Annotated in this window: 12 protein-coding genes; 6 read left to right on the forward strand and 6 right to left on the reverse strand. The window is 65.1% G+C overall.

Annotated elements, in window-relative coordinates; all coding sequences use genetic code 11:
- Positions 1-114 precede the first annotated feature (114 nt).
- The 6 genes from exbB (at position 115) to HX866_RS20795 (ending at position 7,045) form a co-directional block, all read left to right on the forward strand.
- Positions 115-1,107, forward strand: a complete 993-nt coding sequence (gene exbB / locus HX866_RS20770; RefSeq protein WP_177140336.1) for a tonB-system energizer ExbB — start codon at positions 115-117, stop codon at positions 1,105-1,107.
- A gap of 6 nt (positions 1,108-1,113) precedes the next feature.
- Positions 1,114-1,539, forward strand: coding sequence for a TonB system transport protein ExbD (exbD, locus tag HX866_RS20775; RefSeq protein ID WP_177094020.1), 426 nt, complete (start codon positions 1,114-1,116; stop codon positions 1,537-1,539).
- Positions 1,536-2,285, forward strand: coding sequence for a TonB family protein (locus HX866_RS20780; RefSeq protein ID WP_177094019.1), 750 nt, complete (start codon positions 1,536-1,538; stop codon positions 2,283-2,285). Before exbD ends, HX866_RS20780 begins: the two co-directional genes overlap by 4 nt.
- A gap of 279 nt (positions 2,286-2,564) precedes the next feature.
- Entirely contained in the window at positions 2,565-3,485 is a 921-nt protein-coding gene (locus tag HX866_RS20785) for a hydrogen peroxide-inducible genes activator (protein ID WP_177094018.1), read from the forward strand.
- 5 nt (positions 3,486-3,490) lie between these two features.
- Positions 3,491-5,566, forward strand: a complete 2,076-nt coding sequence (gene recG, locus HX866_RS20790) for an ATP-dependent DNA helicase RecG (RefSeq protein WP_177094133.1) — start codon at positions 3,491-3,493, stop codon at positions 5,564-5,566.
- A gap of 78 nt (positions 5,567-5,644) precedes the next feature.
- Positions 5,645-7,045 carry an aminoacyl-tRNA deacylase and HDOD domain-containing protein gene (locus tag HX866_RS20795; RefSeq protein WP_177094017.1) on the forward strand — a complete coding sequence of 467 codons (1,401 nt, stop codon included), beginning with the start codon at positions 5,645-5,647 and terminating at the stop codon, positions 7,043-7,045.
- Between the two features lie 201 nt (positions 7,046-7,246).
- Here the strand turns inward: HX866_RS20795 and HX866_RS20800 are convergent, their stop codons facing one another.
- From HX866_RS20800 to HX866_RS20825, 6 genes are all read right to left on the reverse strand, one after another.
- Positions 7,247-7,630: an SCP2 sterol-binding domain-containing protein gene (locus HX866_RS20800; RefSeq protein WP_177094016.1), complete on the reverse strand. Its 384-nt coding sequence runs from the start codon at positions 7,628-7,630 to the stop codon at positions 7,247-7,249.
- Positions 7,631-7,770: 140 nt separating this feature from the next.
- Positions 7,771-8,718: a type VI secretion system-associated lipoprotein TagQ gene (gene tagQ / locus HX866_RS20805; RefSeq protein WP_177094015.1), complete on the reverse strand. Its 948-nt coding sequence runs from the start codon at positions 8,716-8,718 to the stop codon at positions 7,771-7,773.
- A gap of 85 nt (positions 8,719-8,803) precedes the next feature.
- On the reverse strand, positions 8,804-10,531 hold the full coding sequence (locus HX866_RS20810) for a formylglycine-generating enzyme family protein (RefSeq protein ID WP_177094014.1): 1,728 nt from the start codon (positions 10,529-10,531) through the stop codon (positions 8,804-8,806).
- Positions 10,524-11,729, reverse strand: coding sequence for an FtsX-like permease family protein (locus HX866_RS20815; protein WP_177140337.1), 1,206 nt, complete (start codon positions 11,727-11,729; stop codon positions 10,524-10,526). The genes HX866_RS20810 and HX866_RS20815 overlap by 8 nt, the downstream gene beginning before the upstream one ends.
- Positions 11,726-12,442 carry an ABC transporter ATP-binding protein gene (locus HX866_RS20820; RefSeq protein ID WP_177140338.1) on the reverse strand — a complete coding sequence of 239 codons (717 nt, stop codon included), beginning with the start codon at positions 12,440-12,442 and terminating at the stop codon, positions 11,726-11,728. Before HX866_RS20820 ends, HX866_RS20815 begins: the two co-directional genes overlap by 4 nt.
- Positions 12,442-15,504, reverse strand: coding sequence for a serine/threonine-protein kinase (locus HX866_RS20825; RefSeq protein WP_177140339.1), 3,063 nt, complete (start codon positions 15,502-15,504; stop codon positions 12,442-12,444). The genes HX866_RS20820 and HX866_RS20825 overlap by 1 nt, the downstream gene beginning before the upstream one ends.
- Between the last annotated feature and the right edge of the window lie 6 nt (positions 15,505-15,510).

Below are 15,510 nucleotides of genomic sequence, written 5' to 3' on the forward strand. Positions count from 1 at the left end.
AGCTATTACTTCTGTTAACAAGAATTACTTGCAATAATGCCCGACCAAATGTTCTCGGCCCACGAGGCCTGGAAGGACAAGACCCTCTTCTATCTTCTCTCAGGTCCGGCCAGCATGACACGTAATAAACGCCTCGCTTCGTCACCTCAGCCCCACAGTCCCTCGCGCGCCTGGCGCTCGGCAGCGGCATTGCTGCTCAGCCTGTTGCTCGCGCCAACCGTGACCTTCGCCGACGAAGCAGCAACCCACGCCCCAGCGGCAGCAGTCGCCGCGGCTCCGGCCGAGCATGCCGCGCCTGTCGCCACGCCGACCGCCGCCGCTCCAGCCCTCGCTGAAAATGCCGCACCGGCCGACGCCGCGGATGCCGACGCACTGCCAGCCGAAGACAACAGCCTGGGCATGGCCCACGACCTGTCCCCATGGGGCATGTACAAGAACGCCGACATTATCGTCAAGATCGTGATGATCGGCCTGGCCATCGCCTCGATCATCACCTGGACCATCTGGATTGCCAAAGGCTTCGAACTGCTGGGCGCCAAGCGTCGCCTGCGCCGTGAGATGCTCGCCCTGAAAAAGGCCCGCACCCTCAAGGAAGCCAGCGAAACCGCCAACAAGGAGGGCACCCTCGCCCACCTGCTGGTGCATGACGCCCTGGAAGAAATGCACCTGTCGGCCAACAGCCGCGAACGAGAAGGCATCAAGGAACGCGTCAGCTTCCGCCTCGAGCGCCTGGTCGCAGCCTGCGGTCGTAACATGAGCAGCGGCACCGGCGTGCTCGCCACCATCGGTTCCACTGCGCCCTTCGTCGGCCTGTTCGGTACCGTGTGGGGCATCATGAACAGCTTTATCGGCATCGCCAAAACCCAGACCACCAACCTTGCCGTGGTCGCCCCGGGTATCGCCGAAGCCCTGCTGGCCACGGCCTTTGGTCTGGTTGCAGCGATCCCCGCCGTGGTCATCTACAACGTCTTCGCCCGCTCCATCGCCGGCTACAAGGCCCAGGTCTCCGACGCGTCGGCCCAGGTCCTGTTGCTGGTCAGCCGCGACCTCGACCACCAGCCGTTCGAGCGCTCCGCACAAGCGCCGCACATGGTGAAAGTGGGGTAATCAGCCATGGGCCTGCATTTGAACGACGGCGGCGACGATCTCGCCGAAAACCACGAAATCAACGTCACGCCGTTTATCGACGTGATGCTGGTACTGCTGATCATCTTCATGGTGGCTGCTCCCCTGGCCACCGTGGACATCAAGGTCGACCTGCCCGCGTCCACCGCCAAGCCGGCGCCGCGACCGGAAAAGCCGGTGTTCCTCAGCGTCAAGTCCGACCAGCGCCTGTTCCTCGGCGAAGACGAAGTCAAGGCTGACGCCCTGGGCCCAACCCTCGACGCCCGGACCCACGGCAAGAAGGACACGACCATTTTCTTCCAGGCCGATAAAGGCGTGGACTATGGCGACCTGATGCGTGTGATGGATTCCCTGCGCGCCGCCGGTTACCTGAAGGTCGGCCTGGTGGGACTCGAGACGGCAGCCAAGAAATGATCAATACGCGCCAAAAGCTGACGCGTTACGGCGCCAGCCTGGGCCTGGTGCTGGGCATTCATGCGGTGGCGATCATCGCCACGCTGAACTGGTCGGTGTCCAAGCCCATCGAGCTGCCGCCCCAGGCGATGATGGTCGAGTTGGCGCCAATGCCCCCGGCACCACCGCCACCGGCGCCGCCCAAGGTGATCACCCCGCCACAGCCGCCCGCGCCGGTGGAAGAGTTGCCGTTGCCGAAACTGGCCGAAGCACCGAAACCGACGATCTCGGTACCCAAGCCAGTCAAGCCGAAACCCAAGCCGCAGCCGCCCAAGCCCCAGGTGAAACCGGAACCGGTGAAGGAAAAGCCGACGGAAGAAAAACCTTCCGACACGCCGCCGACCAACACCCCACCGGAAAAATCCGCAGCCCCCGCACCCGGCCCATCGCCCCAGCAGGTCGCCGCGAAAGCCAGTTGGGAAGGCACCTTGCTGGCCCACCTGAGCAAGTACAAGAAGTACCCACCGGCGGCGCAATCACGCGGCAAGGAAGGTCTGAACCGTCTGCGTTTCGTCGTGGATGCCGAAGGCAAGGTGCTCTCGTATGAACTGGTAGGCCGCTCGGGCAACGCCGATCTGGACCGGGCCACCCTGGAAATGATCCGTCGCGCCCAACCGCTGCCCAAGCCGCCGGCCGACATGCTGACCAACGGCAGCATCGAGATCGTCGCGCCGTTCGTCTACTCCATCGACAAGCGCGCCCGCTAGAAAACTGTAGGAGCCGGCTTGCTGGCTCCTACAAAGATTCTCGGTAGCACGATATCTTTGTGGTGAGGCGCGGTCCTGTGGGAGCTGGCTTGCCAGCGATGGCGTCAGCAAGAGCACCCGAAAACCCCGGGCCCCCATCGCCAGCAAGCCGGCTCCTACGGATTGCGTACAGCCCCCACGTCGACATTAACGACAATCTGCGTTCATCCTGCGTCTGATAACGTGCGTCTATCGATGGCAGCCGTTATGCTTGGCCCGGCAACCTCATGGACGCTCGCTATGACTCTTACAGAATTACGCTATATCGTCACCCTCGCCCAGGAACAACACTTTGGCCACGCGGCCGAACGTTGTCACGTCAGCCAACCGACCCTGTCGGTCGGCGTGAAAAAGCTGGAAGACGAACTCGGTGTGCTGATTTTCGAGCGCAGCAAGAGCGCCGTGCGCCTGACCCCGGTCGGCGAAACCATCGTTGCCCAGGCGCAGAAGGTCCTCGAGCAGGCCCAGGGCATCCGCGAACTGGCCCAGGCCGGGAAAAACCAGCTGACCGCCCCGCTGAAAGTCGGCGCGATCTACACCGTTGGCCCCTACCTGTTCCCGCACCTGATTCCACAACTGCACCGGGTCGCCCCGCAGATGCCGTTGTACATCGAGGAAAACTTCACCCACGTGCTGCGCGACAAACTGCGCAACGGCGAACTGGACGCGGTGATCATCGCCCTGCCGTTCAATGAAGCCGATGTGCTGACCCTGCCGCTCTACGACGAACCGTTCTACGTCCTGATGCCGGCCTCGCACCCCTGGACCAAGAAAGAAACCATCGACAGCGCCCTGCTCAACGACAAGAGCCTGCTGCTGCTGGGCGAAGGCCACTGCTTCCGTGACCAGGTCCTCGAAGCCTGCCCGACCCTGGTCAAGGGCGGCGACGCGGCCCGGCACACCACGGTCGAGTCCAGCTCCCTGGAAACCATCCGCCACATGGTCGCTTCCGGCCTGGGTATCTCGGTCCTGCCGCTGTCGGCCGTGGACAGCCATCACTACGCTGCCGGCGTGATCGAAGTGCGCCCACTGACGCCACCGGTGCCGTTTCGCACCGTGGCCATCGCCTGGCGCGCCAGCTTCCCACGGCCCAAGGCGATTGAAATCCTCGCCGACTCGATCCGCCTGTGCTCGGTGGCCAAGCCTCCCGCAGCGAGCTGATCGACGTGGCTGAACTGTCGCAAGTGTCGGTCACGGCGCTCAAGGGCGTCGGCGAGGCCATGGCCGAGAAGCTGGCCAAGGTCGGTCTGGAAAATCTCCAGGACGTGCTGTTCCACCTGCCGTTACGCTATCAGGACCGCACTCGCGTGGTGCCCATCGGCGCCTTGCGCCCGGGTCAGGACGCGGTGGTCGAAGGCGTGGTCAGCGGCGCCGACGTGGTCATGGGCAAGCGCCGCAGCCTGCTGGTGCGGCTCAATGACGGCACCGGCAGCCTGAGCCTGCGTTTCTACCATTTCAGCACCGCGCAAAAGGACGGCCTCAAGCGCGGCACCCATGTGCGCTGCTACGGCGAAGCTCGCCCCGGCGCCTCGGGCCTGGAGATCTACCACCCGGAATACCGCGCCATCAGCGGTGACGAGCCGCCGCCGGTGGACACCACCCTGACGCCGATCTACCCCCTGACCGAAGGCCTGACCCAGCAACGCCTGCGCCAGCTCTGCCAGCAAAGTCTGGCACTCCTCGGCCCGCGCAGCCTGCCGGACTGGCTGCCCCAGGAATTGGCCCGCGACTATCAGCTGGCGCCGCTGGACGAAGCCATCCGCTACCTGCACCAACCCCCCGCCGATGCCGATGTCGACGAACTTGCCCTCGGCCATCACTGGGCCCAGCACCGGCTGGCCTTCGAAGAACTGCTCACCCACCAACTCTCCCAGCAACGTCTGCGCGAAAGCCTGAAAGCCCTGCGCGCGCCGGCCCTGCCCAAAGCCCAACGGCTGCCCGGACAGTTTCTCGCCAACCTCGGTTTCCCGCCGACCGGTGCCCAGCAACGGGTCGGCAACGAGGTGGCCTACGACCTCAGCCAGCCGGAACCGATGCTGCGCCTGATCCAGGGCGACGTCGGCGCCGGCAAGACCGTGGTCGCCGCCCTCGCCGCCTTGCAGGCCCTGGAAGCCGGTTACCAGGTGGCCCTGATGGCGCCGACCGAGATCCTCGCCGAACAGCACTTCCTGAACTTCCAGCGCTGGCTGGCGCCGCTGGGCATCGAAACCGCCTGGCTGGCCGGCAAGCTCAAGGGCAAGGCCCGCGCCGCCTCCCTGGAACAGATAGCCGGCGGCACACCCATGGTGGTCGGCACCCACGCACTGTTTCAGGACGAAGTGCAGTTCAAGAACCTGGCATTGGTGATCATCGACGAACAGCACCGCTTCGGTGTCCAGCAGCGCCTGGCCCTGCGCCAGAAAGGCGTCGGCGGGCGGATGTGCCCGCACCAGTTGATCATGACCGCCACGCCGATCCCGCGGACCCTGGCCATGAGCGCCTACGCCGACCTCGACACCTCGATCCTCGACGAGCTGCCGCCAGGCCGTACGCCGGTGAACACCGTGCTGGTGACCGACAGCCGGCGCTTCGAAGTGGTGGAGCGGGTCCGCGCCGCCTGCGCCGAAGGCCGCCAGACCTATTGGGTCTGCACCCTGATCGAAGAATCCGAAGAGCTGACCTGCCAGGCTGCCGAAACCACTTTCGAAGAGCTCACCGCCGCCCTCGGCGAACTGCGCGTCGGGCTGATCCACGGGCGCATGAAGCCGGCGGAAAAGGCTGCCGTGATGGCCGAATTCAAGGCCGGTGCCCTGCAACTGCTGGTGGCGACCACGGTGATCGAAGTCGGTGTCGACGTGCCCAATGCCAGCCTGATGATCATCGAGAACCCCGAGCGCCTGGGACTGGCGCAACTGCACCAACTGCGCGGCCGGGTCGGTCGGGGCAGCGCCGCCAGCCATTGCGTGCTGCTCTACCATCCGCCGCTGTCACAGATCGGTCGCCAACGCCTGGGCATCATGCGTGAAACCAACGACGGCTTCATCATCGCCGAGAAGGACCTGGAGCTGCGCGGCCCCGGGGAAATGCTCGGCACCCGCCAGACCGGGCTCCTGCAATTCAAGGTCGCCGACCTGATGCGCGACGCCGATCTGCTGCCGGCGGTCCGCGATGCGGCGCAAGCCCTGATGGCACGCTGGCCCCAGCATGTCAGCCCGCTGCTGGAGCGCTGGCTGCGCCATGGCCAACAATACGGCCAAGTGTGATAGACCTCACAGTTTATAGACCATTGGGACGGCCAAGCTGGTTATACTGGGGAAATTGTAGGAACCCGGATACAGACCATGACAGAAGTTGCCCTCATCGATGCAACCCCGCACACCCCGTCTGTGGTCCGGCTGCTGCTCGACAAGCTCGCCATCCGCTATAGCGAGGTCCTGGACCACCCTGGTCTGCCGGCCGCGCGCAAGGTCCAGGCCGTGCTGCTCGACGACGCAGTCGGCGCACTCATGGTCCTGTTCCCCCAGGACCAGTTGCTTGACCTCAATCGCCTGACCGAATTGACCGGCCGACGCCTGACCGCGGTGCCCACCGAACGCATGGAGCGCATGCTTGGCAAACACAGCCTGCACTTGCTGCCAGGATTGCCAGGTTTGACCAGCTCGCCGTGCCTGTACGAAGAGCAACTGCTGCGTGAACCGAATCTGCTGATCGATTCCGGCGAAAACGGCCTGCTCCTGGAAATTTCCAGCGACGATTTCAAGACCATGCTGAGCAAGGCCAGCGCCGCCAGTTTCGGCGAGTCCGTGGCCAGTATCCGCCCCAACCTCGACCGCCCGGACGATGACCGCGAGGAAATCACCCAGGCCGTGCAAGCCTTTACCGCACGGCGCATCCAGCAACGCCTGGAAGCGACCATCGAGATTCCGCCACTGGCGGAAACCGCGCAAAAGATCATCAAGCTGCGGGTTGATCCCGACGCAACCATCGACGACATCACCGGCGTGGTCGAGACCGACCCGGCGCTGGCGGCCCAAGTGGTCAGTTGGGCGGCCTCGCCCTACTACGCTTCGCCGGGCAAGATTCGCTCGGTGGAAGACGCGATTGTCCGGGTGCTGGGTTTCGACCTGGTGATCAACCTGGCGCTGGGCCTGGCCCTGGGCAAGACCTTGAGCCTGCCCAAGGACCACCCGCAACACAGCACGCCGTACTGGCAGCAATCGATCTACACCGCGGCGGTGATCGAAGGCCTGACCCGCGCCATGCCGCGGGCCCAGCGTCCGGAAGCCGGCCTGACCTACCTGGCCGGTTTGCTGCACAACTTCGGCTACCTGCTGCTGGCCCACGTCTTCCCGCCGCATTTCTCGCTGATCTGCCGGCACCTGGAAGTCAACCCGCACCTGTGCCACAGCTACATCGAGCAGCACCTGCTGGGCATCAGCCGCGAGCAGATCGGTGCCTGGCTGATGCGTTACTGGGATATGCCGGACGAGCTGTCCACCGCGCTGCGTTTCCAGCACGACCCGAGCTACGACGGCGACTATGCTGCCTACCCGAACCTGGTGTGCCTGGCCGTGCGCCTGCTGCGCAGCCGCAATATCGGCTCGGGCCCGGATGAAGAGATCCCGGACGCCTTGCTCGAACGCCTGGGGCTGACCCGCGACAAGGCCGACGATGTGGTGAACAAGGTGCTGGAAGCCGAAGTGCTGTTGCGCGAACTGGCTTCGCAGTTCAGCCAGGGCTGAAGCGGCGGCTGGAAGACCGCTATCGCCGGCAAGCCGGCTCCTACATTATCCGTGTCGCTCGCAAAACCTGTGATCGACGCGGTTCCCTGTAGGAGCGAGCTTGCTCGCGATGGCGTCCGCAAGGACAGCGCAAGACTCAAAGGCCTCATCGCGAGCAAGCTCGCTCCTACAGGGGGCGGCGGCGTAGAGAGTTGTTGCGCGTCAGGCGGCCTTGGGCTTTTTCCGCGGCTTGAGGTACTTCATCAAGCCCTGGAACCACATCACCAGCGCCGGATTGCCCTTGATCTGCACCGACTTCTCCTGAATCCCCGTCATGAACGCCAGTTGCTTGTTCTTCGCCTGCAACGTGGCGAAGCCATAGGCGGCATCCTTGAAGGCAATCGCAAACGCCGGCTCCGGATAAACCCCGGACCGACTGCTGATGCGCTGATCCTTGACGATAAAGTGACGGGCCACCTTGCCATCCTGGGTCTGCAGCTGGAACACCAGGGCCTTGTCGGCCAGTTGCTGCTGGAAGGCGGGATTTTTACGACTGGCCCGGGCCATCAACAAGCCCAGTGCCCAGAGAAGAAAACGAAATTTCATGCACACAGCCTCGGCAGAAAAGATTAACGGCCGGCGCAGTGTAGCGCTTTACCTGAAGAACGCCACCGATCTCCCGCTTTACCCAGGAGATCGGCTGGCGTTTAACGCTTATACCGACAAATTGTCAGACGATCCGCCACTCACGCGTTCGGGCAAGGAACCGGTGCCCAGTCGCCCAGGTCCGGGTTCTTGCACATGCTGTTGACCTGGGACTGACCGCTGGTGGCCACGTCCTGGCTTACCGCTTTCTTGGCATTGGCGTCCTGGATGGTCTTCTCGGTAGCGACCGCCTCTTTAGGCACGACCGGCAACGCCGCCTTCTTCGCCACCTTCACCTTCTTGCCCTTGGTGGTGGTCGGTGCGACCACCGGGTTGCTATCGGCGGTTGCCACGGTGACCACGTCGGTACGCTGCACACCGACCTGACGCAGATCCTGCTCGTAGGCCTGGGTGTAATTGTTCAGGTCTTCGGCGGAACGCCCGTTCACCGCGACGATCAGGTCGTTGGACTCTTTCAGGCCCGAGACGATTTCCGCCAGGCGCTTGCGACCCTCGGCATCACCGATGCTCTTGGCCTTGCGCGCCGAGACCAGGCTGGCGAACTCACGCTGGTAGCAGCTCTGCGAGGCCTTGGCATAGGCCGTGTTGCGATCCATATCGGCAGCGCTTTTGTTGATGTCCTGGGCATAGGAGCCGATGCGCTGGTTGTCATCGGTGATCTGCTTCTGCTTCTCGGTGTAGTAACCCGCCGCACCACCCGCCAGGGCACCGCCGGCCGCGCCGATGGCGGCATTGCGACCGCGTTTGGCCGAGTCATCGCCGGTCAGCGCGCCAAGGGCGGCACCACCCAGGGCACCGATCACCGCGCCGGTGGCGATCGACTTGGTCATGTCCGAATCAGTCGCACGCAAGTGCTGCACCGGCTCGTAGCACGTCGGGTAGTACTCGACCTTGGTGGTCGCGGCGACTTTCGAGGTCGGCGACGTGGCACAACCGCCCATCAGCACGGTGCTGAATCCGGCGGCAACCCACAGCGCGGCACGGCACTTGGAGGTCGAAACAAGGGGTTTGTGGCTGGAGAAGATCATGTTCATGTTCCCTTTTTTGGTTTGACTTGCCCGGTACGGCACCCTGCCGTCCGAGTCCCCTCTACACTCGCCGGATACCGACCGCTCAAGACTTCTGGGCGGTCGACGCGAGTAACGCTTTCAAGATCGCCGCCGGGTCGGCCCGCTGTTGCTTGCGGTAATCCCCGACATGACGAACGAACAAGGTGGCCCGTGCCACCAGGCTATTGCCGAGCACGGGTTTGCGATTGAGTTCTTCCTTGACCCGCTGGAACTGCGCCTGGATCACCGCATCGGTGTAGCGCGTGGCCGTTGCCAGGTTGTCGATATAGATCGCCACCGCGCCGTCCAGCGCGCTGGTGCCGTTCTCGATGGCCCCGGCAAACAGCTTGGCGGCGGCCTCGTCCTTGGCTGCCACGGCCTGCTGCTGGCTTTTCTTCAGGTTGGTCAGGCGGATGTTGTAGTTATTCACCGTCTCGGCCACCAGGGCCGCCGACTGGATCAGGTTGCCGGCCGCTTCTTCACGCTGGCGGGCGATCAGCGAGACGTTGCGCTTGAGCTCTTCGTTGACCTGGCCCAGTTCGGCTTGCAGCTTCGGGTCGGTGCTGGCGGAAATGATCCCGTCCAGGCGCTTGGTCGGGTCCTGGGCATCGTCGATGGCGTCGGTCAGGGAGGCCAGCCGACCTTCCTGCTGCCATTGGGCGAACAGCTCCTTGTAGCGCGAGCGCGGCGCCGAGAGCGCGCCAACGGCCACCCGGAAACCGGTGGTCTCGTTGCTCTGCTCGGTGCCATCGGCGGCGAACAGCGGATACTCGCGACGCATGCCGGTGAACAGCGTGCCTTCGCCCTCCAGGTAGTTGCCGCCCTTGACCACAAAACCGCCGTAGGTGCCCTGGCGTCGCCCGGCATGCACCAGCTGGAACGACTCCTGGACCATCTGCGCAGCGTTGCCGATCACGTCGAACATCCCGATCGGGTTGGGCAGCTTGGTGCCGATCGGCATCAGCCGCGCCGCCTGGCCGGTGCCGCCGGCCACCTGGTTGAACACCGCGTAGTCGGACAGCGGCCCATCGCTGTCGCTACCCGGCGCCCGCCGGGGAAACAAACGCCCTTCCAGATCCTGGCGACTGACCGCCTGGGCGCCCCGGGCAGCGAACTCCCATTCGACTTCGGTGGGCAGGCGGACAAAACCCATCCCGCCATCATCGGCCGACGAACCACGGCCGCTGACCGGCAGCAGGTCACGGTGATACTTCATCAGCCAGGCGCTGTAGACCGCCGAGAAACGCTCGGCGTCGAACCGCGACACCTTGACCTTGGGCAGCCGCCCGGCCACACCGCTCGGGGCGTCGCAGGCCGGCGCCGGCTCGCCGCTGGCCAGGGCTTGCGCCTGGGCCATCACCAAGGCGTACTGGCGCGCCGTCACCGCATACTTGCCGATGAAATAGAACATCGGCTTGAGCGGCGAGTCGGCGTCGGCTTTCGGCAAGGTCGGGGCAATGGATTTCTGCCAGTCGCCGGGCAAATCCTTGAGGGTGAATTGACCGTTGATATAGTCCCGGCGATAACCGGAAATAAACGACTGCTTGTACCCGGCTTCATCCTCGCTGAAGGGATAGCCGAGGCTGATCTCACGGTCATCGAGGGTGCCGCGCGCCAGCACATAGACCGCCCGGAAAACCATCTCGCCCTCGCAGGGCAGCGGCAGGCTGATGTCATCGGCCAGGGGCTTGGGATTGTCGAGTTTCTCACTCGCCTCATCGGCCCGCGCCGAGGCACCCAGGCACAGGGAAAGGGCGAGAACCGCCAGGGCCGCGCAGCGCAACTTATACATCTCTGATTCCTTCCGAAGCTTCTATCCGTGCCACGCGCCAGCCCCCGAGGGCGGCAGCCAGAGCACAGACCGCCAACACACTGAAAAGTGCCAGCAGGTAATGGGGCAACAGCAGGTGACTGGCGTACTCGCCGGCCGCCTGCACGAACAAACGGTTCAGGCCCCACTCCGCCATGCCGTAGAGCACGCCACCCAAGAGCGCCGCGAGCAGGCCGCTGTACAGCGCTTGCAGCACCACGAACAGCAGCAAGGCGCCGGTGCCGAGGCCCAGCAGGCGCAGCACCGACAACTCGCGGCGCTTGCGCTCGACCGCCGCCAGGGCCCCGGCAAAGATCGCCGCAAAAGCCCCACCCAAGGCCAGGGTGGCAATGACCCAGAACACGATGCCGAGGTTGCGACTCAGGGACTGCACCTGGGCGATGGTCTGGGCCTGGGTCGAAACCAGCAGGTTGCGCTCGGCGAAATAACGTCGCAGCGGCTCGACATCGATCAGCTCACGGGCGTACAGGCGAAACCCCGGATAGACCCGCTGTGCAGCGCTGCCCGGCGGGTCGCCGGCCCAGCCGAGCACCGGCACGCCACGGCCGTCACGATAGTCCTCGGCAGCTTCCAGCAGGCCCAGCGGAGCAAACAGCGCGTCCCGCTCGAAAGCTTCCAGCGGCAACACCGCCTGGACCTGGATTTGCGTATGGCGGCTTTCCAGGCGACCGGCCACCTGCCGACCGAAAGACACCTGCAACCAGTCTCCGGCCTTCGCCCCGAGCTTCTCGGCGGCGGTCTGGCTGAGCAGCATCGCCGCCAGGCCCACCGGCGCGGGCAGGCTGCCGAGCAGTGGATCACCGGCGGCGGTGGGCAACATTTCCACATTGACCACCGGCCCCTGGGCACTGCTCGACAGGTCGGCGGTCGCCGCAATCTGCCGGGTGCGGGGCAAGGCAAAGGCGACATCTTCACGCTGCCCCAGCCCGGCGATAAACGCCGCGCTGAAACGCCCGCCACCGAGGGGAATGATCTCGCGCACCGTCGGGTCGCGCTCCAGGCGTTCGGTCAGGCTGCTGACCAGGCCGAACTTGAGGCCGAACAGCACCAGCAACGGCGCAATCACCGCCACCAGTGCCAGCACCGCACAGGCCGATAGCCGCCAGTCGGCGCGATAATCCTGCCAGGCCAGGCCGGCCACCAGGGCGGCGCGGCTCATGGGGTCGTCTCCAGGATCGCGGTGACACCGCCATCGCTGTCGCGCTGGCAAGCAATGCGCAGCAGCGGCACGCCGAGTTCGCGCACCAGGGCTTCGTCATGGGTGGCAATCACGCAGCAGGCGCCCTGCTCCCGGGCCTGGTTCAACAACAATTGCATGACCCGTCCGGCATTCAGCGGATCGAGGGCGGCGGTGGGTTCATCCGCCAGCAGCAGCCGCGGGCCATGGGCCAAGGCCCGGGCGCAACTGACCCGCTGGCGCTGGCCCACCGACAGGGCCTGGGGTTTCTTGTCCAGCTGATCGGCGATTTCCAGTTGCTCGGCAAGTCGCTGGACACTGCCGTCGTCCTCCAGGCCCAACAGTCGCCGCGACAAGGCGATATTCCCGCGCACATCGAGAAAGCCCAGCAGGCCGCCGGTCTGCAGCACATAACCGAGCTGCCGGCTGCGCAACGTGGCCAGGCGGTCGTGCTGGCCCTGGCGCCACAGCGCGGCGATATCCAGCGCACCGGCCGGTTCGTCGAAGGCGAACAGCCCAGCGTGGTCCGGTGCCAGGACCAGCGCCAGCAGGTCGAGCAAGGTGCTCTTGCCGCAACCGCTGGGCCCGACCACCGCCCATTGCTCACCGGGCGAAAGACTCAGGCGCGGCACCTCCAGGCTGTAGCGCTGGGCGCCTTCGCCCCGCGTCTTGCGCACCTCTCGCAGACTGATCATCACGGCAACGTCGACAAAGGCACGCGATACAACGCATCACCCGGCTCGGCATCGCCGAACCGGACCCAATTGGCCACATCGTTGTGGAAGGTTTCGTAAAGGCGGATCTTCGAATCCAGTTCGTCGATAAAGTCTTCCTGCTCGGCCACGCTCAACGACAGCCAGAGATCCTGGGTCATGTTCAGCGACTTGCTGCGATACGGCAGGCCTTCCAGGTACTCGCCGAGAAGGCCGCCGTCGGCCAGATTGCCGCCCTTGCGCAAGGCCTGCGGGTCGCGACTCATGTAGGCGCTGGCGCTGGCGATTTCCTGGAAGAAATCCTTGGGTGAGCTCTGGGTCTTGCGCGCCGCATCGACGATCAGCTTCAACGACTGTTGCAGCTCGTTGAGTTGCAGCTTGGTCAGCATCACGCAGACCTGGAACGCCGGCAGTGCTGGGTTGGTCAGGTCGCGATCGGCGGTCCAGGCGCTGACCAGCTGCGGCGCCTGGCTGGCCGCCTTGTGCCCGAGGAAGTCCATGTGCATCGCATAACCGATGGCCGCCGACTTGTCCGCCAGGCTCGGCGACGCGGCCAGCAGCGGCACCGCCTGGGTCTGGTTGCTGCGGACCTGGTGCACCAGGTTGGCGAACACCGAACCGATCTCGCCGACCCGCTCGCCAAGCTTGTGCACATCGCCGCCCTGGACCGGGATATACAGGTCGCCGATCTGCGGGTTGGCGTCGGCGGTCAGGGTGCGGTACTGCTGCTCGGCGAAGGCATGGTTCTTTTTCCCGGCATCGCTGCGCAGGTGCAAGGCGTAGATCTTGATCTGCTTGCCCAGCGCGGCCTGGCGGATCTCCGCTTCGTTCATTTTGGTGCTGCTGTAGGGGTCGTTCTTGCGCAACGAACCGGCATCGGTGATCAGCAGGATCAGTCGGCCGCCGTAGCCCGACCAGTCCATGCCGTCGACCGCCTGCATGACCCCGGCGAAGGAGTCCTCGTTGAACGAATGACTTGAGATCGTCGAGGCCTTCACCTGCCGCGCCAGCTCCAGGAAGCGCTCGGGATCGCGGCCCTGGTCGAGGGTCACCATGGTCTTGGTCAGGTACTCCAGACCCGGGGTTTTCTGGACATTGTTGCGAAAGCCCACCAGGCCGAAGCTCACGCTGTCCAGTTCGCCGCGCTGGGCGATCTGGCTTTGCAGCTCATGGACCACGTCGCGGACCTGATCGATATACGGCTGCATCGACTCCGTGGTGTCCACCACCAGCACGATGGCGGTGCGGAAGGTGTCGGCGACAACCGCCGGGGTGGTGCCGTTGCCGAGGGCTTTCGGCGTGCTGCCGGGATCGATGGAGGCAACGTTGAGCAACTGCACCGGCTGGCCGTTTTCATCCAGGCTTTCGCGCGAATCGAAAATCGGCAGCAGGTAGAACTGGTTCTGCGGCACCGCGCTGGCGGCCGGCTCCAGGGCCAGGACGCGCTGATTGTCCTGGGGGTTTTTCTGCGCATTGAGCAGCAGGTTCTTCGCCGCCGCCGGGTTGGCCAGCAGCTTGTCGATATCGGCGGCGTCACGCAGGAACATCACCGGTGCGCGTCCGGAGCGTTCGGTGAACTTCAGCACCAGGCTCTGCTTCCAGTCGCTGACCGCGTCCTGCGGCAACCAGCCTTCACTACGACCATCACTGGCCGCACCGACCCGCAGCCAAGCGCCGCCATCAACGGTCTTGCGCTGATAGACGTAGAGCACCGAGAAGGCCGGCAACGGCGTGCCCGGCTTGGCCCCCGGCTCGCTGGAAAAACTCGCCCCGGGCTTGCTCAGGACCCGCTGGAACAGGGTCTTCTTGCCAGCCATCAACAAGGGCCGCTGGCCGCCGTCGCTGTCCGCCGCCACTGCCGGGGTCACGCTGGGCGGCTGAGCTGGCGGCGGATTCGAAGCCGGTGGCGGACTCGACACCGACGGTGTTTTAGCCGGCGGCTGCGCAGCCAGACCCGATGCGGCGGGATGACTCGCACCACCCAACCACCAGTAACCGGCGCCCGCCAGACCGAGGGCAGCGGCCACCGCCACGGCGACCAGCGTCAGTACCGGGCCGCGCCGCTGTGCGGATTCGGCAGAACGGTCGAGCACCGGCGATACGGCAGGTCGTGGCGGCGCTGCGGGTGTCGGCGCCGCCGTGGGAATCTCGATCGACACCGGCGTCAAGCCGCCGAGATCGCTGGCCGGCGTCGCCATAGCTGCCACGGGAGCCGTCACCAGCGGCCGGACCAACGTCGCGTCGGGGTTTTCCGCCGGAAGGTTATCCAGCGCCCGCAGCAAGGCCGCCGCATCCGGGAAACGCTCCGCCGGGTCCTTAGCCAGCAACTGGCGCAGGATCTCCTGGTAGCGCCCGTGCTGGAGCGGCAACTCCGGCAATGGCTCGGTCAGGTGCGCGAGGGCGGTGGACAGCGCATCGTTGCCGATATAGGGCAGCTTGCCGGCGAGGATTTCATAGAGCACCACGCCCAGCGCATACAAGTCCGAGCGCCCATCGAGGTCCTGGCCGCGGGCCTGCTCCGGGCTCATATAGCTCGGCGTGCCCACGGCAAACCCGGCCTGGGTGAACTGGGTGCGATCGTCCAGCGACTTGGCGATGCCGAAGTCCGAGAGCACCGCCGTGCCATCGGCGCGGAACAGGATGTTGGCCGGTTTCACATCGCGGTGCACCAGCTCCTTGGCATGGGCATAACCCAGGGCCGAGGCGATCTGACGGACATAAACCAAGCCCTGCTCCGGGCTCAGCCCCGCCGCGATCCGCTCCTTGAGCGTGCCGTTGGGCAGGTACTCCATGGCCATGTAATACAGCTCGCCGACATTGCCGATGTCGTGGATGGTCACGGTGTTCGGATGCGACAGCCGCGCCAAGGTCCGGCCTTCCCGCAGGAAGCGCTCGCAGAAGGTCGGGTCGGCGGCCAGCGCGGCCGCCATCACTTTCAGCGCCACCTTGCGCTCCAGCGACCGTTGGGTCGCCAGGTAGACGGTTGCCATGGCGCCTTCGCCAATCTCCTCGCCTATATCGAATCCGGGAATCAGAATATCCATGGTGTC

Origin of the sequence: Pseudomonas gingeri (genome assembly GCF_013386165.1) — a bacterium.
Lineage (GTDB): Bacteria > Pseudomonadota > Gammaproteobacteria > Pseudomonadales > Pseudomonadaceae > Aquipseudomonas > Aquipseudomonas gingeri_C.